Source organism: Streptosporangium sp. H13245 (assembly GCF_055690525.1).
In genome coordinates this window covers 1-20,156 of sequence record NZ_JBSZKT010000066.1, presented here as the reverse complement: position 1 = coordinate 20,156, position 20,156 = coordinate 1, and the positions used below count along the sequence as shown (strand labels likewise).

Here is a 20,156-nt window from a genome sequence, read left to right as displayed (position 1 = left end):
ACAGAGCGTCAGGCCTCACACCACCCCGTCCCCAGCCCCTCGGAAACAGAGCGTCAGGCCTCACACCACCCCGTCCCCAGCCCCTCGGAAACAGAGCGTCAGGCCTCACACCACCCCGTCCCCAGCCCCTCGGAAAAAAGGCGCCAAGCCTCACCTCACCCCGTTCCCGGAACCTCGGAAACAGGGAGTCAGACCTTCACCCCGCCCAGCGTTCCCAAAATCCCGGGAACGGAGCGTCGCCCCGTTCCCGGAACCCCGACAACAGGGCGTCAGGCCTTCGCCTTGGCCCGGGTGGTGCGGGGGCGCTTGGGCGCCGGGCCGCGGGCGCGGCGGTCGGCGAGGAGCTCGGCGGCGCGCTCGGTGGTGATCTGCTCGACCTCGTCGCCCTTGCGCAGGGAGGCGTTGGTCTCGCCGTCGGTGACGTACGGCCCGAACCGCCCCTCCTTCACCACGATCGGCTTCTTGGAGACGGGGTCCTCGCCCAGCTCGCGCAGCGGCGGCGCCGCGGCGGCCTGCCTGCCTCTCGCCTTGGGCTGGGCGAACAGCTCCTTCGCCCGCTCAAGGGTGACCGTGAACATCTCCTCCTCGGACCCCAGCGAGCGCGAGTCGGTGCCCTTCTTGACGTACGGCCCGAACCTGCCGTTCTGGGCGGTGACCTCCTGATCGTCGATCACCCCGAGAACCCGGGGCAGCGACAGGAGCTTCAGGGCGTCTTCCAGGGTGATGGTGTCCAGGGACATCGACTTGAGCAGTGATCCGGTGCGTGGCTTGGCGGCGTCGGCCTTCTTGGTCTTCTTCTTGGCCCCCTCGGCCGGAGGCGCCTCCTCGGGAAGGATCTCGGTCACGTACGGGCCGTAGCGGCCGTCCTTGGCCACGATCACGTGCCCGGTCACCGGGTCCTTGCCCAGCTCCCGGTCACCCGTCGGGCGGGAGAACAGCTCCTCGGCCCTCTCGGCGGTGAGCTCGTCGGGAGCCAGGTCCTCCGGCACGTTCACCCGGGCGCCGTCGCGGTCCAGGTACGGGCCGTAGCGGCCCACCCGGATCATGATGTCGGTGCCCCTGATCGGGAACGAGCTGATCTCCTTGGCGTCGATCTCGCCGAGGTCGGTGACCATCTCCTTCAGGCCCTCGTCACCGTCCACGCCGAAGTAGAACCGGCGCAGCTCCGGCACCCGCTCCGCCCTGTCGTTGGCGATGTCGTCGAGGACCTTCTCCATGTCGGCGGTGAAGTCGTAGTCGACGAGGTTGCCGAAGTGCTGCTCCAGCAGGTTGACCACCGCGAACGCCAGGAAGGACGGCACCAGGGCCGTGCCCTTCTTGAAGACGTAGCCGCGGTCCAGGATCGTCCCGATGATCGACGCGTACGTCGACGGGCGGCCGATCTCCCGGTCCTCCAGCTCCTTGATCAGCGATGCCTCGGTGTACCGCGCGGGCGGCTTGGTCGCGTGCGCCAGCACGTTGAGGGCGGACGCGGTGAGCGGGTCGTTCTCGGTCAGGTTCGGCAGGCGCTTCTCGGAGTCGTCACGGTCGGTGGACGGGTCGTCCGCGCCCTCGACGTAGGCCTTCAGGAAGCCGTGGAAGGTGATGGTCCGGCCGGAGGCGGTGAACTCGACCCGCTCGCCCGAGCTGGACGTGCCGTCCACCTTGACGGTGACCGACTCGCCGACCGCGTCCTTCATCTGGGAGGCCACGGTCCGCTGCCAGATCAGCTCGTACAGGCGGAACATGTCGCCGCTCAGCCCGGTCTCGCCCGGCGTGCGGAACTCCTCGCCCGAGGGGCGGATCGCCTCGTGCGCCTCCTGCGCGTTCTTGACCTTGCTCGCGTACACGCGCGGCTTGTCGGGCACGTACGCCGCGCCGTACAGCTTGATGGCCTGGCTGCGGGCCGCCGCGACGGCGGTCTCCGACAGCGTGATGCTGTCGGTTCGCATGTAGGTGATGAAGCCGTTCTCGTACAGGCGCTGGGCGACCTGCATGGTCGACTTCGCGGAGAAGCCCAGCTTGCGGCTGGCCTCCTGCTGCAACGTGGTCGTCCTGAACGGCGCGTACGGCTTGCGGGTGTACGGCTTGCGCTCGACGGACTTGACCTTGTACGAGACCCCGGCCAGGCGCCCGGCCAGGGCCTGGGCGGCCTGCTCGTCCAGGTGGAGCACGTCGGCGTTCTTGAGGGTGCCGTTGCTCGCGAAGTCACGCCCCTGGGCGACGCGCTTACCGTCCACGCCGGTCAGCGTGGCGGTGAACTCGTGCGGGACCTCGTCGCGGCCGGTGTCGAGCAGCGCCTGCAGGTCCCAGTAACTCGCGCTGGTGAACGCCAGGCGCTCGCGCTCGCGCTCCACGACCAGCCGGGTGGCCACGGACTGCACGCGCCCGGCGGACAGGCGGGGCTTGACCTTCTTCCACAGGACCGGGCTGACCTCGTAGCCGTAGAGGCGGTCGAGGATGCGCCTGGTCTCCTGGGCGTCGACCAGCCTCAGGTTCAGGGTGCGGGGATTGGCCACCGCCTCCTGGATCGCCCGGGGAGTGATCTCGTGGAACACCATGCGGTGGACCGGCACCTTGGGATTGAGCACCTCGCGAAGATGCCAGGCGATCGCCTCGCCCTCGCGGTCCTCGTCAGTGGCGAGATAGAGCTCGTCGGCGTCCTTGAGCAGCTGCTTGAGCTTGCTCACCTGCGCCTTCTTGTCGTGGTTGACGACGTAGAGCGGCTCGAACTCGTGATCCACGTTGACACCGAGGCGTGCCCAGGACTCCCCCTTGTACTTCTCCGGGATGTCGTCGGCCTTCTCGGGGAGATCGCGAATATGCCCGATGCTGGACTCCACGACGTAGCCGCGGCCGAGGTACCCGGCGATGGTCTTCGCCTTGGAAGGCGACTCGACGATCACCAGGCGGGTTCCGCCGGCGTTGCCGTTCTTGGCTGGCACGCTGCTTCCTACCTCGCTGTTCGCATTCGTTCCCCGTTTTCTTCCCCTCGGGTTACCCGGTCTCAGCCGGGAACACTCCCAAGGGAAGCCGCAAGGACGCAGAATAAAGCCCTATGAGTGTCGACGTCCCCCAGCTCACCCTCGGAGACTAATCGCTGTGCTCGACTACTCCTACTTGGTTCTCCACCTTCCGCGTGGCACATCCCGGGACGCAGCCCGGCGGATACTGACCGAACATGCAGAATACGGCGACTGGGAACTCGACCGCCTGCGACTGTATCCCGACGGCCGCCGGGACGTCCGACTGCGCCGGAAGATCATACGTGTGACCAGGACGATGTGACTCCGGACATGGCTTTGCCCGCTCCGGGCCGCGCCCCCGGAACGGGCAAAGCTTCCGTGCCTCTTCAGGCGATTGGTCGCCGCGCCGCGGGGGCGCGGCGGCCCTGTCTCGCCGTCGTCGAGGCGTCTAGGTGCCTTCCTCGGTGGCGCCGGGAAAGCGTGTCCAATGGGTTACTAATGTCTTACTTTTCGCGGCTTACTTCTTGCCGAAACGGATTCGGCGGGTGGTGCCGAAGACCGTCGCGGCGGCCGCGGCCACCGCGCCGATCAGCAGGGTGACCAGGGAACCGACGTTCATCCCGGTCACGCCGACGGGCTGGGCGGCGCTCATCAGGCCCAGGTCACCGACCGGCAGAGCGCCGACCGGGGTCGAGGAGGTCAGGCCGGTGACGGGAGCCAGCGGCGAGCCGTCCGCGGCCTCCGCGTCCCGGCCGCTCGCCGGGCTCGCGGGGACGGCGGGCACGGCGGGGAGCTCGGGCAGCCTCGCGGCGGCCGGGAACCGGGACCGGTCCGCCGCCGCGCCCTGGGCCGAGGGCATCGACGCCTGGCCGGGAGCGGACGCCTGTCCGGCCGCGCCGCCGAGAGCCGGGACGGCGGGGAGGGCGGACATCAGACCGCTGGTCTTGTACCGGCCGGGCTTGGAGTCCCAGTGGCCGTGACCGTCGCCGTAGCCACCGTTCCCGTGACCGCCGTGACCGTTCCCGTGTCCACCGGGGCCACCGTGACCGCCAGGGCCGCCGCCCCACTGGCCACCGTGACCGCCGGGGCCGCCCCACTGGCCGCCGCCCGGACGCCCGGACGGGCCGCCGACGCGGGAGCCCCCGAGGCAGCCCGCGGCGGCGTCACCCAGGACGGCCACCGCGTTGCCGCAGATGTTGACCGGCGCGGTGATCGGCGCCACCACCTGGTTACCACCCAGCACGGAGTTCTGGCCCGAGGTGCGGTTGCCACCGGCACCCGCTCCCGCGCCCGCACCGCCCGAGACCGAGGCGCCGCCTCTGCACGCGGCCGCGGCCTGGCCGAGCACGCCCACCGCGTTGCCACAGACGTTGACCGGCGCGGTGATCGGCGCCACCACCTGGTTACCGCCCAGCACGGAACCCCGGCCGGACGTGGTGTTGCCACCCGCGCCACCGCCGGTGCCGCCGCCCCCGACGGACGCACCACCCTGGCAACCGGCGAACGCGCCGCCCAGGACGGCCACCGCGTTGCCGCAGACGTTGATCGGCGCGGTGATCGGCGCGACCACCTGGTTACCACCCAGCACGGAGTTCTGGCCCGAGGTGCGGTTGCCACCGGCACCGGCACCCGCGCCGCCCCGGCCCGCCGGCACCGACACTCCTCCGGGGCAACCCGCCTGGCCGTTGCCGACGGCGCTGCCACAGATCTCGGCGGGCGCGGTGATCGGCGCGACCACCTGGTTGCCGCTACCGGCGCCGAAGCGCCCGTCGGTGTCGTTCCCCGGCCGACCGGGTCCCCGGTCGGACCCGCCGGGACGGGGGCCGCGCTCCCAGCCATCGCCGGAACCACCCGAGCCGGGACCACCCGGACGCGTGCCGTGCTCCCAGCCGCCACCGGGACGCGGCCCCCGCTTCCCACGGTCGTCGTGGTCACCGTAACCGGGTGTGCCGTGCTTCCCGGGGCCACCGGGCCGGCCGGGTCCCTCGTGCTCTCCGGGCTTACCGGGCCACCCCGGACCTCCCGGGTGCCCAGGACCACCCGGGTGACCGGGACCACCCGGGTGACCAGGACCGCCGGGACCGCCGGGGTGGCCGGGACCACCAGGCGTACCGGGACCGCCGGGGTTCCCCGGACCACCGGGACCGCCGGGCGTACCGGGCGTCCCTCCGCCGATGACCTCGGCACCGCCCTCGCACCCGGAGAAGGCCTCGCCGACGACGGCAACCGAGTTGCCGCAGATGTTGATCGGCGCGGTGATCGGCGCGACCACCTGGTTACCGCCCAGCACGGAACCCCGGCCGGAGGTGCGGTTGCCACCGGCACCGCCACCCGCTCCGCCTCCGGCCCCACCCTGGTTGCTCACCGAGGCACCGCCCCGGCAACCGGCGGCGGCCCCGCCGAAGATCGCGAAAGAGTTGCCGCAGGCGTTGATCGGCGCGGTGATCGGCGCGACCACCTGGTTACCGCCGCCGACGCTGTGGTCGCCGTTCGTACGGTTGCCACCGGCTCCGCCGCCGCTTCCGCCCTGGTTCCGTACCGAGGAACCGCCCCGGCAGCCCGCCTCGGAGCGGCCGAACACCGACACCGCGTTGCCGCAGGCGTTGACGGGCGCGGTGATGGGGGCGACGACCTGGTTGCCGCCCAGCACGGAGCCCCGGCCGGACGTGGTGTTACCACCGGCGCCCGCGTCGCCACCGCCGTTCTCGACGGAGGCGCCGCCCTCCGAGGAGGCGGCCGACTCCCCGGCCACACCGGCGGCGTTGCCGCTGATGTCGATCGGCAGGGTGATCGGGAGGTTGACCTGGTTGCCTCCGCCGATCGAATGGTCGCCGTCTGTGTCGGCGAAGGCCGTACCGCCGCCCATGGCCATGACGCCCAGTGCGAGCAGTGCCGCGGGGGCCGTGCCCGTAACCCACGTACGCATGATTGAAGCTCCTAGCAGTTTCGGGGGGGACCTGACCCTCGTGAGGGCGTGCGAAGCCATGCGAGGGCCGGACAGGCCCGCACAGCGGAGGCCCCTGGCCTCACGAGGAATGGGAATTGCCTTTTCTTCGGCCTGCCGGTCGCTCACCGGCGGAGCGGCTCTCCTGGGGACGGAGGATGAAGACAGGCTCCGCGACCGGCAGATCACCCGAAAGGGGATGGCCGGTCGGTGAGACGAGATCAGTCAGGCGAGAAAGAAGGATCGTCCGCCGCTGTGCGGACGACAGGGGGAAGCACGAACGCCGGCGGGACCCGCCGCGTCACTTGCCGCGGGTCGTAGGCGAACCACGCGACATCCCCCGGACCCGATCCGGGGAGGCCGGATCCACCACCGCTCTGGGGCACGAATCCATTGGCGCCAGAGCCGTGTTCGACGGTGGCGGGTGCCGGGAACCCCGGCTTGGACTGGCTGGTGAGCCCGTCCACACCTCGCCCCGCCATGGCTTCGGCGTTGTGCGTCGCCGACAGCCCGCCGCTGACCGTGGGGAAGACATCGGCCCCGAGGGCCGATCCGGAAGCGGCTGTGTGAGGGATCTGGGAGCGCGCCTCCCCTGTCGTCGCGGTGGTGTCCGCGACCGCGGGAGCGGCGCCGAGGAGTCCGAAGACGACCGCGAGCAGCCATGCGGCGGCCAGGAGACCGCCGATAGCGAGGGCTCGCCTGACGCCCCGCCGAGTGCCGGCCGCGAACCGCGCCATCCGGTCAGCCCGGCCGGGGATCGTGTCGTCGACGGGAAGGGCCACGAGCGCGCGTCGAACAGCGGGCGAGAACGCCCTCCACTGCCCGTGCGGCACACGTGCCACGTGACCTCCCCAAAGCTCCTGGACGGGCCCGCTTGGACACGAGCCATCCCTCAACGGAGAGTTACGCTAGCACCACATTGAGTCAACGCAACGGATTTCCCGGGAACGGCTCAGCAGCCGTCCAGGAAACGGTCAAGGACCCGGACTCCGAACTGGAGCGAATCCACCGGAACCCTCTCGTCGATGCCATGGAACATCCCGGAGAAGTCCAGGTCCGCGGGCAGTCTCAGCGGCGCGAACCCGAATCCCCGGATGCCCAACCTGCTGAACGCCTTGAGGTCCGTACCCCCCGAGAGCGTGTACGGCACGGCCAGCGCGCCCGGGTCCTCGGCGAGGAGGGCGTCGGCCATCGCGCGCACCAGCGGCCCGTCGAAGCCGGTCTCGATGGCGATGTCGTGGTAGACGAACTCCCTGGTCACGTTGGGGCCGAGCAGCCCGTCGAGCGTCTCGAAGAACTCGTCCTCGTACCCCGGCAGGAAGCGGCCGTCCACGTGCGCGGTCGCGGCCTGGGGGATCACGTTGGCCTTGTAACCGGCCTCCAGCATCGTGGGGTTGGCGGTGTTGCGCAGCGTGGCACCGATCATCCGGGCGAGCGGCCCCAGTTTGGCGACGGTCTTCTCGGCGTCGTCCAGGTCGAGTTCCAGCTCCAGGGCCCTGGAGGTCTCCTCCAGGAACGTCCTGACCGTCCGCGTCATCCGGACCGGCCACTCGTACCGCCCGATGCGGCCCACCGCCTCGGCCAGCTCGGTGACGGCGTTCTCGGCGTTGAGCATCGAACCGTGCCCGGCCCTGCCCGTGGCGGTCAGGCGCATCCAGGCGATGCCCTTCTCGGCGGCCTCGATCAGATAGAGCCTGCGCGCCTCGTCGATGGAGACGCTGAACCCGCCCACCTCGCCGATCGCCTCGGAGCACCCGTCGAACAGGTCCTTGTGCTCCTCGGCCAGCCACTGCGCGCCGTAATTGCCCCCCGCCTCCTCGTCGGCGGTGAACGCCAGCACCACGTCCCTCGGCGGCCTGCGCCCCTCGCCGAGCCGCTGCCGTACGACCGCGAGGATCATCGCGTCCATGTTCTTCATGTCGACCGCGCCGCGCCCCCAGACGCAGCCGTCGGCGATCTCGCCGCTGAGGGGATGCTGGGTCCAGTCGGCGGCGTTGAAGGGGACGACGTCCAGGTGCCCGTGGAGCAGCAGGGCGTCACGGGAGGGGTCTTCCCCCGCGATGCGGGCGATCACGTTGGCCCTGCGGCTGTCCGACTCCAGGATCTTCGGCTCCAGCCCGACCTCGGAGAGCTTCTCGGCCACGTATTCGGCGGCGGCCCGCTCACCGGGCCCCGAATTGTCGCCCGCGTTGGTCGAGTCGATCCGGATCAGGTCGCGGCACAGCCCGACGACCTCGTCCTCAGCGTTGATCGCCGTCATGTGGACTCCTTGGGGTTCGGTACGGCTTCCACCTCCCATCCTGCCGCCGTACCCCCCTTCCCGGCACCCCGCCCGCACCCGCCCTCTTACCGATATGACGCCAGCTCAAGAGTTTGCTAACCTAAGTCCGCCGACGCGGGATGACGGTCCCGCGTGCAGGCACCACGTCCGGGTGGCGGAATAGGCAGACGCGCTAGCTTGAGGTGCTAGTGCCCTTTGCGGGGCATGGGGGTTCAAGTCCCCCCTCGGACACAAACCGGTGGCCTATGGGGTCCTGGTCACGTGCAGACGCGACCAGGACTTTCTGTTTTGACGGGTGGTAGACCAGCCGCAGTCCGATGTTCGTGTAGATCTTGGCCTTCCGGATCGGGTCGGCATTCGAGAGAACTCGCACCATGTCTCCAAGCCTGTGCGTGATCTCCGCCAGCTCATCACGCCCCAGCCGCCTCTGAGGCAGTACGTGCGCGCGGCCGAGGCGTTGCTCGGCCGCAGCCTTGCGGACAAGCTCTTCCTGGATCCATCCGGCGACGAGCGCCGGGTCGGCGCCCGCCTCAAGGGCAGCCCGATGCTGGGCGAGCTTGCGGTCACACTCGGTGATCTGGCGGTGTACCACAGCGAGTGCTTGGGCCTCGGGCGGTGTCACGTCCTGTGCGGCCGCCAGGACGTCGAGAGTCTGGTCAACGTTGTGGGGCGCGAACAGCCGGCCGAGCCAGCGGTCCAGTCGCGGGACCACGCGGTCCTCTCGTAGGTAGACGTTGCGGGGATGCATGAGGTGGTTGGCCAGGGCGTACTCCTCGGGGAAGCGGCAGCGGTAGTAGGCCGCGTCGTTGACCCATTGGCCCTGCATTCTGCGGTCGCAGACACCGCAGTACAGCAGCCCCCGGAGCTGGTACGGCTTGGGGGTGCGCTTGCGGGTCTTGTCGGTGTGACGATCGCCTCGCCCCGTCAGCGTCATCTGCACGGCGTCGAAGTCCTCCGTGGACACGATCGGCGGGTGAACGACTGTCTTCGACCAGACCCAGTCCTGCTTGGAGTTCCACCTGAGCTTCGTGGTGTGGCCCAGGCCGACGTCGTCCACATCGATGAGGACCTCGTCCTTACGCTGGCGGTTCCACACCTGGTGGCCGGTGTAGCGAGGATTGGTCAAGATGGCGCGCACCGCGCTCTTGGACCAGGCGATGCCGGAGCGGTGACGGTTCCGGCCCGGATCGTGAGCTGATGGGCTGGGATTCCCGTTGCGGGTCAGTCTCTCGGCAATGGCGAACAGGCCGTAGCCGTCGAGGAAGACCGCGAAGATCTCTTCCACCACGGGCGCGGCGACGGGATCAAGCTCCAGCCGGTGAGCACTCTTGCCGTCGGCCGCCTTGGCCGGGTTGGGGTGCGGGCCCGCGTCGGCCAGCCGGTAGCCGTAAGGCGGCCGACCTCCCAGAAAGCGGCCTTCCATCTGGGCTTGGGCTGACATGGCGCTGCGCACACGGATCTTGATGCGATTGCGCTCGCCCTTGCTCATACCGCCGAACACGCTCATGACCAGGTCATGGGCCTCGTTGTTCGGGTCGATGGGGCCGCCCACCTCGGGCACCCAGAGCGGAACCCTGAAGTGCTCGAAGACGGGAAAGGTCAGGCCGTACTGGTTGCCGTAGAAGGCTCGTTGCGGCTCGCCGATCACCACCGCGTCAAAGCCGCGGTCGGGGTTGCGTAATTCGGCGAGCAGCGCCGCCGCGTGCGGGCGGCGCTGCCAGGGGATCGAGCGGGACTTGTCGACGTCGAAGAACTCGGTGACGATCACGCCCCCGCGCGACTCGATGAGCGCGCGGGAGCGGGTGATCTGCCAGCCTCGTGAGGACTGGGGATCCTGCTTGTCCTCGGTGGAGACCCGGCCGTAGAAGGCGAAGCGGATGGTGTTCATGGGTCCTATGCGACGTTGGGGCGGTTGACGAGCATGGTTTGGTGAGCCTCCAGCAGGATGGCGAGCAGTTCCGTGGCGGCGCCGGGCGTCAGGCGGGGCGGTCCACTGGGTAAGACGATGTGCGGAGTCCGCTGTTTACGAGTGGTGGATGTGGTCATGATGAGAGGCGCTCCTATGCGTTCGTTGCTGGCGGGTAGGGGTACGGCCCCGGCGACGTGCTTGGCGGTACTGGAGCCGGGGCCGTTTTGCCGCCGTACCCTGGCGTAGATCCGCACGTTGCGGCTGGCACCTCGGCAGGGCGGTGGGTCGGATGTTTCCGTGACGTCGAAAGCGCAGGTTGCCTGCGGTGCTTTCTCAAGCAAGACAGTGCTTTGCGTCTGGTCATGACGCAGGTCTCTCAGCTGCAAGTGGGTGGCACGCCGGGCAGCGCGCCACAGTGTTGTCGCGAAGTTCCATCTGCCGGGTGCGCTCGTCGCAGTAACCGCACCAATCCGGGGTGATCCTCAGCGACGGACTGGGCTCGACGCCCTCGATCGCAGGCAGGAACTTGTCGGGGTCTTTCTCGATTGCCGTGGCCACGTAGCGACTGCGGTACTTGACGGGCCGGCCATCGAGGATCGTGTGGCGGATCGCGGCCGCGTCGAGGAGGCGGATCTCGCGGCCGGTCAACTCAGCCAGGAGCTGGACGATACCGCGATCGATGGAGTCGTCGTCGTTCGCCCAGGCACGCGCGTTACGACGAGAAGACGACTGATTGTCTTCATCTTCTTCCGTCCTAGTCCCCTTCGGGGACTGGACGGAACTGGGTGGCGTTAGTAACGCGTTACGTTTGGCGTTACCAACGCCACCGTCGACGGCGTGTGGCTCGGTCCGGTTGCGATGCCTGTCTCGCCACCTCTTCTGCCGCTCGGCGTTGGCCTTCCGTTCTTTCTCCACCCGCTCCTTAGCGGGCACGAATGCGAAGAAGTCATGGATCACCCACCCCTTCGCCACAGGCGCCGGGCAAAGATCGGAGGGACACTCTTCGCCAGGCGGATGCCAGGTACCCCGGGACACGAGTTCGGTGATGAAGCGCATCGGCTTTCGCACTCGCGGACACACGTCGATCAGGTCTTCCTGGAGTACCGCACCGTCGGTCAGGTTGTGGGCACACCAGAAGATCGCTGTGAAATGTATACGGAATGCGGCGTCCGACAGGCCTGCTATCTGCCTCCGAGTCGGGAATCGGTCGTCGAAGTACAGCCCTTCCCGTTTCATCTAGTGCCTGCCTCTGTCCGTCAGATGCAGACCGGCCGTGGTGTTGAAGGCACGGTCGATTCGGAGCGCGAGGTCACGTGCCGTCTTCCGGGCCGCCGTAAGTTCTGACAAGGCCTTGTCAAGAAGCTCGTCGGGGTCGCCATGGTCGTCACCCAGTTGTCCGGATGCCTGCATGCGCCGCAACGCCTCGCCGAGTTGCCCCAGCAGTTGGTCAAGCCCAGCTGTCGAACTGCTGATACGGCCAAGGACGTCGTACACGGTGGACGGATAGGTGACGCCGACATGGGAGAGCGTGGCGTGGTTGAGGACGCGGACAGCCTCGGATACGGCTGCGGCGACCTCGCTGGTGTAGTCGTCACCATGGGGGCCATCTGACGACAGCCAGACGGTCTCAGCCATCGACATTGACTCCGATCGCTGAGATCTTGTCAAGATGCCCGCGTCCCGTCAGAGTGGTGACGAGAGTCAGCAGCCAACGCATGAGCCATTGAGGCACCCCTAGGGTGTCCGTGCTCGCGATCGATGGGATGCTGAACATGACCTACTCCCTTCGAGTGGGTCTGATGGGAGGCCCGGCGCCAGCTGGCCGGCAAGCGATGCAGGCGCTGGGTCCTCCTGTGGTGGACTTGCAGAGGGCCAACTTCATGATTTGGCGAGGAGCTGTTCAGTTACGCCGACATGCGCAGTTGTTGGCTTCTCATCTGCCGGTGCTCCCCCAGACGTCTCACCCCCTCGTGTTCCAGGAATCACGTACGTAGCAGGCGTATCTACCATGATGACACAAATCGCTTTGCTGGACTTGACTCAAAAGAGTCGGAAGATTCGCTTCGCGCTTCAGCGCCTCGTGATCCCCCTGCCGTTCTCATCACCTTCACACCGCACCGCTGGCTTGCCATGCGCGCATATCCATCCGGCTAGTGATCCAAAGCACGGCCGACATCACACCAGGCCGGAGCCATCAGCCCATGGCGATCGCTCTTACCTTTCCTCCTTGCCTGGCGATCAGATTGGTCTAGGTAGACGCTACTGTACTAGTTCAATTTAGGGTTAGCTCAACCATGCTTTCCTAGTACAGCTGAAGGGCTTAGCCTTGGTGTTGTGTCCGTGCCTGATTTCAGCGATCCCCAGCCTGCCTACCTGCAGATTGCAGACGACCTGCGTCAAGAGGTGGCGGCAGGTCGACTCAAGCTCGGCGAGCGGCTTCCGGCGCGGCGTCAGTTGGCCCAGCGCTACGGCGTGGCCGTCGAGACGGTCCGCCGAGCCTTGGACGAACTCGCGCACGACGGCCTGATCAGCACGCAATCGACGCGCGGCACATACGTGGTCAAAACTCCTGACCAGAATGAGCCGTCCTCCGAACTTCAGCAGGTGATGACCGAGGTGCGCCGGCTAGCCGAACGCATAGAAGGTCTGGAGTCTCGCGTGAAAGACCTCGAAGGCCGCTGACCCTCTCCACGCGCCCTTTCGAGCTCCATCCTTCAGAATGTTGCGCGTGCAATGCCACGCACCTTCGAGATTTCTCCCTCTCGGAGCTCCGGGCTCTTCCTGGCAGCAGCCGAATCGGCCTGCGAGGAAGACTCGGGCGGCCGCGATTCTCGCCCGCCGTTGAATAAGATCGTTTCTGACGGTTCCGGCTGGGTTGCGTCTTCTCCCAGAGCTCGCGAAAGGCAGTGAGGGGCAGACCAAGTAAGCCGGAAAGGGGCAACGGCGGCGGGCACATAGGACAGAACATGGATTCTGTTCCGGGGCCATCCCCGCAGGCGCGGGGAGCACCCTCAGCCTGGTCAACATCACGTGCACGGACCTGGGACCATTCTCGCGGGCGCGGGAAGCACGCCTCCGCACTCGGTGTCGGCGAGTCACAGGTGGGACCACCCCCGCGGGCGCGGGGAGCACGTGTTCCCGGTCGGTCGGGGCTGTTCCCGTTCTGGGACCATCCCCGCGGGCGCGGGGAGCACACCTGGACGCCGTTGCGCCGGACCGTGTAGTTGGGACCATCCCCGCGGGCGCGGGGAGCACGGAAGTGGAGCCGAACTGGGTGGTCACGACCAGGGACCATCCCTGCGGGCGCGGGGAGCACGTGAGCAGCTGCTGCATCTGGAACGACGTCTCGGGACCATCCCTACGGGCGCGGGGAGCACGAGCTGTCGCCGACTCCGATGTACGCGTTCGAGGGACCATCCCTGCGGGCGCGGGGAGCACCCGGATTCCGGTAGGCGAAGAAGTCCGAGTTCGGGATCATCCCTGCGGGCGCGGGGAGCACTCGCCCACCCGGTCATGGAGGGTGACGGCGATGGGACCATCCCTGCGGGCGCGGGGAGCACCCGGCGTGGTCCCCCCAGAGGGACTGGGGGTGCGGACCATCCCTGCGGGCGCGGGGAGCACCAGGAACGCCAGGAAGATCAGCAGAATCAGTCCGGACCATCCCTGCGGGCGCGGGGAGCACCGACCTCGTGAGAGCGACACGAGGCGTAGGGGGGGACCATCCCTGCGGGCGCGGGGAGCACGAGGAGACGGCCTGAGGTGATTTCGTCCCTCAGGGACCATCCCTGCGGGCGCGGGGAGCACCCCTCGCCGACGAGTACCAGGACGGCGTACCAGGGACCATCCCTGCGGGCGCGGGGAGCACCCACCCCCGACAAGGTCAGACCCAAGTCCGTGGGGACCATCCCTGCGGGCGCGGGGAGCACTGCCGCCATACTCGACCGCTTGATCCATGGCCCGCCGTAGCCGGGACCATCCCTGCGGGCGCGGGGAGCACGGTGAAGAGAAGATCATCGGCGTGCAGGTCTGGGGACCATCCCTGCGGGCGCGGGGAGCACAGCCCGCCGAAGACCATGGTCACCGCTGCAGCGGGACCATCCCTGCGGGCGCGGGGAGCACAGGGGGGATTCGTTGCTCATATTTCGCTCCAGGGGACCATCCCTGCGGGCGCGGGGAGCACCTCGGCTTCGACATCGACGAACCCGCCGACCAGGGACCATCCCTGCGGGCGCGGGGAGCACGCGGGCGGTGGTGAGCGATGACCGCCGAGTGCGGGACCATCCCTGCGGGCGCGGGGAGCACCAGTCCTCCACCGGCCACGCCAGCTGGTAGGAGGGACCATCCCTGCGGGCGCGGGGAGCACTTGGGCGTGATTGTCCGTCGTGAGATGTAGCCAGGACCATCCCTGCGGGCGCGGGGAGCACAACAGCTTCGACGCCATGGAGGGTTTCCCTGGGGGACCATCCCTGCGGGCGCGGGGAGCACAGGTGATGGGGGTCGCGTCCGCGATCGTGACGGGGACCATCCCTGCGGGCGCGGGGAGCACATACTTCATTCCCCGGGGATCCGCAGGGCCCCGGGACCATCCCTGCGGGCGCGGGGAGCACTCCGGCGACTGCGTGAGGGAACTCGTCGTCCCGGGACCATCCCTGCGGGCGCGGGGAGCACTCACCGGCGGCGGTTCCGCTGGGCTTAGTGACGGGACCATCCCTGCGGGCGCGGGGAGCACGAGATCTACGTGTCACTTCTGTCCAAAGACGAGGGACCATCCCTGCGGGCGCGGGGAGCACTGCGGGTCGCTGCTGGAGTAGGTCAGCATCGCGGGACCATCCCTGCGGGCGCGGGGAGCACCGCAGGCTGGGAATGGGTGAAAGAAAAGACGACGGACCATCCCTGCGGGCGCGGGGAGCACGGCCGCGGCCTCGCGCGAGACCTGGGCGAGGAGGGACCATCCCTGCGGGCGCGGGGAGCACAAGAGCCGCACCGACGAGGGGGGGGCCTCATGGGGACCATCCCTGCGGGCGCGGGGAGCACGACCGGCTACGACGTCGAGGTGACCGGCATGGTGGACCATCCCTGCGGGCGCGGGGAGCACACTCGTTGACCTGGAGGGTTATCGGCGGCGGGCGTGGATTTCGAGCACTTTCAAAGAATGCGACATTCTGCACATTTCCGGTTTTTTGATCGAGTTATCAAGTATCTCAACGAGGAGACGGCCAGTGTCTTGCGAACGGGCCGCGCCTTCCGGGGTTGCGCGTTGGGCAAGCGTAGCCTCTCAGCCGGTCAGAGCCTCAGAGGGCCGATGTTTTGGACTCTCTGTCATTAAAGGGATTCTTTGAATGAATGTTAGTATTTCGCTCTTTTGGTGCTTAAGGTGTCGGGGATTTGGGGTTCGTGAATTTTTGTCGGTGATGGTGGCTTAAATGGCCGCATGCTCAATGAGGAGCCGTTGATTGACCGTTTCGTTGACGGGCTTTCGGATGCGGCGCGTACGGTCTGGGCCAAGCATGACCGTGATGGTGATGGGTGGTTGCCGTTGTGGCGGCATCTGGCCGACAGCGGCGCGGTGGCCGGGCTGTTGTGGGATCGCTGGGTTCCCCTGCAGGTGCGGCGGCTGATCGCCGAGGCGCTTGCTGGGGGTGAGGTGGAGGCGCGGCGGCTGGTGGTGTGGCTGGCGGCCACTCACGATGTCGGCAAGGCCACCCCGGCGTTCGCCTGCCAGGTGGAGTCGCTCGCGCAAGTGATGCGGGCGGCCGGGCTGGACATGGCGGCTGTGGAGCAGATGCCGGATCGCCGGCTGGCCCGGCACGGGCTGGCCGGGCAGATGCTGGCGCAGGAGTGGTTGATCACCCGCTACGGGTGGGCGCGGTCGGCCACCTTGCCGTTCACCCTCATCATCGGCGCTCACCATGGGGTGGCGCCGACGCACGCCGATATCCGCGAGGTGAATCTCCATCCTGAGCTGCTGCGCAGCCCGGGGTGTGCGTCGCGGTGGCGAGAGGTGCAGTACGAGTTCCTTGATCGTTGCGCGCAGGTGTGCGAAGTCGCAGATCATCTGGCTGGGTGGGGGCAGGTCAAACTGCCGCAGCCGGTGCAGGTGGCGCTGAGCGGGCTGGTCATCGTCGCCGACTGGATCGCCAGCAATCCCGACCTGTTCCCCTACTTCCCCGACGGGAGCAAGCAGAGCGGCAGGCAGCGGGTGGAGGCGGCGTGGCGGGGTCTGGACCTGCCGGCGCCGTGGCGAGCCCCACTCCCCGCCGGGGGGGCGGCCGAGTTGTTCTCCTCCCGGTTTCGGCTGCCGCCAAAAGCGCGTATCCGCCCGGTGCAAGAACGTGCGGTGCAGGCAGCGCGGGCGATGTCTTCGCCGGGATTGATGGTGATCGAGGCGCCGATGGGGGAGGGCAAGACCGAGGCCGCGCTGGCGGTCGCCGAGATCTTCGCGGCGCGCAGCGGAGCGGGCGGCTGCTTGGTGGCGCTGCCCACCATGGCGACGGGAAACGCGATGTTCCCCCGGTTGTTGGACTGGCTGCGTCGCCTGCCCGATGACCACCCCGAACCCGAACGCGAGGGTGGGGGTGGGGGTGGGCAGCGTTCGGTGGTGCTGGCGCATTCCAAGGCGGCGTTGAACGAGGAGTACGCCGACCTGGTGCGCCGCGGTCGGCGGGTAGTGCGCGGGGTGGAGATGGACGGCGGCCAGGGGGATCGGCCGCGCTCTGGTGAGCGCCGCTCTTCTGCCGAGTTGGTCGCGCATCAGTGGTTGCGGGGCCGCAAGAAGGCGATGCTGGCCTCGTTTGTGGTGGGGACGATCGATCAGCTGCTGTTCATGGGGCTGAAAAGCCGTCACCTGGCGTTGCGGCACCTGGCGCTGGCGGGCAAGGTCGTCGTGATCGACGAGGCACACGCTTATGACACCTACATGAATTCCTACCTGGATCGGGTGCTGGCGTGGCTGGGCGCCTACCGGGTGGCGGTGGTGGTGTTGTCGGCGACGCTGCCGGCCGGGCGCCGGCGTGAGCTCGCCGCGGCCTACGCCGGAACAGCAGCACAAGACCCCTCAGGTGAGGCCGCTTTTGTGGAGGTGGCGCAAGCCGATCACTATCCGCTGCTGACGATGGTCGAGCCGGGCGGGCCAGCCACGACGTGGGACGTTGCGGCGTCTGGCCGCAGCACGCGGGTGCGTCTTGAGCGGTTGAGCGATGACCTGGCCGCCCTGGGTGAGCGCTTGGAGGAGGACCTGGTCGGTGGCGGTTGCGTGCTGGTGGTGCGCAACACCGTCGACCGGGTCCTGGAGGCCGCCGCCTACCTGCGCGAGCGGTTCGGCGCCGACCAGGTCACCGTGGCGCACGCCCGGTTCGTCGATGTGGATCGGGCCGGCAAGGACGCTGATCTGCTGGCCCGGTTCGGCCCGCCGGGCACACGTGCCGGCCATCGGCCCACCGGGGTGCACATCGTGGTGGCCAGCCAGGTCGCCGAGCAGTCGTTGGACATCGACTTCGACCTGCTGGTCTCGGACTTGTGTCCTGTTGATCTTCTGTTGCAGCGCATCGGGCGCCTGCACCGCCATCAGCGCGGCGAAGACCAAGCCGAGCGGCCCGAACGGCTGCGGGCGGCGCGCTGTGTGGTGACCGGCGCGGATTGGGATGTGGTTCCGGTTGAGGCGGTGAGGGGTTCGCAGCGGATCTACCGCAGGCACGCGTTGCTGCGCTCGGCGGCGGTGTTGGAGCCCTACCTGTCGGGGACCGCCACCTCGGGGGATGTGGTGTGCCTGCCGCGCGACATCAGCCCGCTCGTTCAAAAAGCCTACGGGCCCGACCCGATCGGCCCGCCTTCTTGGCAGGAGGAGATGGATCGCGCGCGCGGCGAGCAGGACCTGCACCACGCACAACAGCAGGACAAGGCCCGCGGTTTTCAGATCAACGAGGTCGGCCGGGCCGGCCGGGCGCTGATCGGCTGGATCGACGCCGGGGTCGGCGACGCCGATGATACCCGCACCGGCCGGGCCCAGGTCCGCGACGGCGCCGAGTCGTTGGAGGTGCTGGTCGTGCAACGCCGCCCCAACGGAACGTTGATTACGCTGCCGTGGCTGGGGCCGGGCCGGGGCGGGCTGGAGTTGCCCACCGAGGTCGCCCCCGACCCGCAGCTGGCGCGCATCGTGGCCTCGTGCGGGCTGCGGCTGCCCTACCACTTCTCCACCCCCCAGAGCGTGGATCGGGCGATCGCGGAGCTGGAGGCCGATTGCGTGCCGGCCTGGCAGAGCCCCGACAGCCCGTGGCTGTCCGGGGAGCTGATCTTGATGCTCGATGAGCAGGGCCGGGCCCGCCTGGCGGGCTATGACCTGCACTACACCCCCACCGATGGTCTGAAGGTGAGCCGTGCCCACTGAACCCACCGCTCCTGCGTCGTTTGATTTGACCCGCGCCCCGTGGCTGATGGTGCAGCGCCACGACGGCAGCCAGGACGAGTTGTCACTGCAGCAGATATTCACCCAGGCCGAGGATGTGCGGCGGCTGGTGGGGGATGTGTGCACTCAGGAGTTCGCGCTGTTGCGGCTGCTATTGGCGATCGTGCACGACGCGATCGACGGCCCTGATGATTTGGAGCAGTGGCAGCAGCTGTGGGATGAGGGACTGCCTGTTGCCTGCATCAGCGACTACCTGGAGCGTCACCGCGACCGCCTGGACCTGCTGCACCCGCACCAGCCCTTCTTCCAGACCGCGGGCCTGCGCAGCGTCAGCGGTGAGGTCAGCTCGCTGGATCGCCTGGTGGCCGATGTGCCCAACGGGGCGCCGTTCTTCACCATGCGGGCCCGCGGCGTGCGGCGGCTGGGCTTCGCCGAGGCCGCCCGCTGGGTGGTGCACGCCCACGCTTTTGACACCTCCGGCATCAAAACCGGCGCGGTCGGCGACCTGCGGGTCAAGGGCGGCAAGGTCTACCCCCAAGGGGTCGCCTGGGCCGGCGCGCTGGGCGGGGTGCTGGTGGAGGGGGGGAATCTGCGCGAGACGTTGCTGTTGAACCTGATCGCCTTCGACACCGACACCTTGCGCATCGACCCCGGCGATGTGCCCGCCTGGCGCCGCCCGCCGCCCGGTGCGGCGCAAACCGACGTGGTGGAGCTGAGCAGGCGCCCGGCCGGGATCCGTGACCTGTATACCTGGCAGTCGCGGCGAGTGCGGCTGGCCTTCGACGACGACGGCGTGCACGGGGTGGTCCTGGCCTACGGCGACCCGCTGGCCGCGCACAACAAGCATCAGCGCGAACCGATGACCGGCTGGCGACGCAGCGCTTTTCAGGAGAAGAAACTCGGCCTGGCGCAGGTGTATCTGCCGCGCGAACACGATGTGAGCCGCAGCGCGTGGCGGGGGCTCGGCGCGCTGGTCGCCGGCCGCACGCACGGCGCCGAACAACGCGCCGAGGCCGCGGCCATCGTTCGGCCACGCATTCTGGACTGGGTCGCCCGCCTCACCGTCGAAGGTGACCTGCCCGCGGATTTTCTGATCCGGGCGCGGCTGTTCGGCGCGATCTACGGCACCCAGCAGTCCGTCATCGACGAGGTGATCGACGACGCCGTCGCGATGCCGGTGGTGCTCTTGCACGAGCGCGACAGCGGGCTCGGCCAAGCCGCGATCGACGCGGTCGCCGATGCCGAAGCAGCGGTGAACGTGCTCGGCGATTTGGCCACCGATCTGGCCCGGGCCGCCGGCGCCGAACCCGACCCGCCACGAAGTGCGGCACGCGAGCTGGGATTCGCCACCCTGGACGGGCCCTTTCGCGACTGGCTCGCCGGCCTGCGCCCCGGCCAGGACCCCGCACAGCGCAGATCCCACTGGCAACACCAAGCGCACCGCCTCACCGCCCAGCTGGGGCGCCAGCTGGTGCGCTCCGCAGGAGATGCCGCCTGGGACGGGCGCATCGTCACCACGAAGAAAGGTCAGGAGCTCTGGTTGACCGCCTCCCACGCCGACCGGGTATTTCACGCCCGGCTCCGCACAGCACTACCCGCAATCACCCCCACCCCCGATGGTGCCGAGCCCAGCTCTGGCGAACATGACGGCGACCGACAGAACGCGCAGGCACACA

12 protein-coding genes, 1 tRNA gene, 1 pseudogene and 1 CRISPR repeat array are annotated in these 20,156 nt (G+C 68.7%); of the genes and pseudogenes, 6 read left to right on the top strand and 8 right to left on the bottom strand.

Annotation, left to right across the window (positions count from 1 at the left end):
• Positions 1–269: 269 nt before the first annotated feature.
• Complete coding sequence (topA, locus tag ACW9TB_RS39045) at positions 270–2,924, bottom strand: type I DNA topoisomerase (RefSeq protein ID WP_472753158.1); 2,655 nt, start codon at positions 2,922–2,924, stop codon at positions 270–272.
• Here topA and ACW9TB_RS39040 point away from each other — a divergent pair.
• On the top strand, positions 2,851–3,267 hold the full coding sequence (locus ACW9TB_RS39040) for a DUF5703 family protein (RefSeq protein ID WP_443075483.1): 417 nt from the start codon (positions 2,851–2,853) through the stop codon (positions 3,265–3,267). The genes topA and ACW9TB_RS39040 overlap by 74 nt on opposite strands.
• A gap of 195 nt (positions 3,268–3,462) precedes the next feature.
• Here the strand turns inward: ACW9TB_RS39040 and ACW9TB_RS39035 are convergent, their stop codons facing one another.
• From ACW9TB_RS39035 to ACW9TB_RS39025, 3 genes are all read right to left on the bottom strand, one after another.
• Entirely contained in the window at positions 3,463–5,871 is a 2,409-nt protein-coding gene (locus ACW9TB_RS39035; protein WP_472753157.1) for a chaplin family protein, read from the bottom strand.
• A gap of 239 nt (positions 5,872–6,110) precedes the next feature.
• Positions 6,111–6,731: a hypothetical protein gene (locus ACW9TB_RS39030; protein ID WP_472753156.1), complete on the bottom strand. Its 621-nt coding sequence runs from the start codon at positions 6,729–6,731 to the stop codon at positions 6,111–6,113.
• Positions 6,732–6,841: 110 nt separating this feature from the next.
• A complete protein-coding gene (locus tag ACW9TB_RS39025; protein ID WP_472753155.1) occupies positions 6,842–8,149 on the bottom strand; it encodes a M20/M25/M40 family metallo-hydrolase in 1,308 nt (435 codons plus the stop codon).
• A gap of 166 nt (positions 8,150–8,315) precedes the next feature.
• Between ACW9TB_RS39025 and ACW9TB_RS39020 the strand changes: the two genes are divergently transcribed.
• Positions 8,316–8,401 (top strand) — tRNA-Leu (locus ACW9TB_RS39020).
• Between the two features lie 64 nt (positions 8,402–8,465).
• Positions 8,466–8,897: a hypothetical protein gene (locus ACW9TB_RS39015; protein WP_472753154.1), complete on the top strand. Its 432-nt coding sequence runs from the start codon at positions 8,466–8,468 to the stop codon at positions 8,895–8,897.
• Positions 8,898–8,942: 45 nt separating this feature from the next.
• Here the strand turns inward: ACW9TB_RS39015 and ACW9TB_RS39010 are convergent.
• The 4 genes and pseudogenes from ACW9TB_RS39010 to ACW9TB_RS38995 all read right to left on the bottom strand — a co-directional run.
• Positions 8,943–10,058: pseudogene (locus tag ACW9TB_RS39010) on the bottom strand (recombinase family protein); the annotation flags it as partial.
• A gap of 5 nt (positions 10,059–10,063) precedes the next feature.
• Positions 10,064–10,216, bottom strand: coding sequence for a hypothetical protein (locus ACW9TB_RS39005; protein WP_472753153.1), 153 nt, complete (start codon positions 10,214–10,216; stop codon positions 10,064–10,066).
• A 223-nt stretch (positions 10,217–10,439) separates the two neighbouring features.
• The gene (locus ACW9TB_RS39000) at positions 10,440–11,315 is read right to left on the bottom strand and encodes a hypothetical protein (RefSeq protein ID WP_472753152.1); all 876 of its coding nucleotides are present in this window, start codon (positions 11,313–11,315) and stop codon (positions 10,440–10,442) included.
• Positions 11,316–11,714 carry a hypothetical protein gene (locus tag ACW9TB_RS38995; RefSeq protein ID WP_472753151.1) on the bottom strand — a complete coding sequence of 133 codons (399 nt, stop codon included), beginning with the start codon at positions 11,712–11,714 and terminating at the stop codon, positions 11,316–11,318. It lies immediately after the preceding gene.
• A 699-nt stretch (positions 11,715–12,413) separates the two neighbouring features.
• Between ACW9TB_RS38995 and ACW9TB_RS38990 the strand changes: the two genes are divergently transcribed.
• The 3 genes from ACW9TB_RS38990 to casA form a co-directional block, all read left to right on the top strand.
• Positions 12,414–12,761, top strand: coding sequence for a GntR family transcriptional regulator (locus ACW9TB_RS38990; RefSeq protein WP_472753150.1), 348 nt, complete (start codon positions 12,414–12,416; stop codon positions 12,759–12,761).
• 298 nt (positions 12,762–13,059) lie between these two features.
• A CRISPR array of direct repeats spans positions 13,060–15,174; the repeat unit is 29 nt; unit sequence GGGACCATCCCTGCGGGCGCGGGGAGCAC.
• A 336-nt stretch (positions 15,175–15,510) separates the two neighbouring features.
• Positions 15,511–18,462, top strand: coding sequence for a CRISPR-associated helicase Cas3' (gene cas3 / locus ACW9TB_RS38985; protein WP_472753149.1), 2,952 nt, complete (start codon positions 15,511–15,513; stop codon positions 18,460–18,462).
• The coding region (gene casA / locus ACW9TB_RS38980; RefSeq protein WP_472753148.1) for a type I-E CRISPR-associated protein Cse1/CasA at positions 18,452–20,156 on the top strand (1,705 nt) is incomplete at its 3' end. The genes cas3 and casA, both read left to right, overlap by 11 nt.

What these genes read in the sequence shown, in the direction of transcription:
- ACW9TB_RS39040 (WP_443075483.1), top strand. Translation starts at nt 2,851, where the DNA reads ATGGTCTTCGCCTTGGAAGGCGACTCGACGATCACCAGGCGGGTTCCG.
- ACW9TB_RS39035 (WP_472753157.1), bottom strand. Translation starts at nt 5,871, where the DNA reads ATGCGTACGTGGGTTACGGGCACGGCCCCCGCGGCACTGCTCGCACTG.
- ACW9TB_RS39025 (WP_472753155.1), bottom strand. Translation starts at nt 8,149, where the DNA reads ATGACGGCGATCAACGCTGAGGACGAGGTCGTCGGGCTGTGCCGCGAC.
- ACW9TB_RS39005 (WP_472753153.1), bottom strand. Translation starts at nt 10,216, where the DNA reads ATGACCACATCCACCACTCGTAAACAGCGGACTCCGCACATCGTCTTA.
- ACW9TB_RS39000 (WP_472753152.1), bottom strand. Translation starts at nt 11,315, where the DNA reads ATGAAACGGGAAGGGCTGTACTTCGACGACCGATTCCCGACTCGGAGG.
- ACW9TB_RS38995 (WP_472753151.1), bottom strand. Translation starts at nt 11,714, where the DNA reads ATGGCTGAGACCGTCTGGCTGTCGTCAGATGGCCCCCATGGTGACGAC.
- cas3 (WP_472753149.1), top strand. Translation starts at nt 15,511, where the DNA reads ATGCTCAATGAGGAGCCGTTGATTGACCGTTTCGTTGACGGGCTTTCG.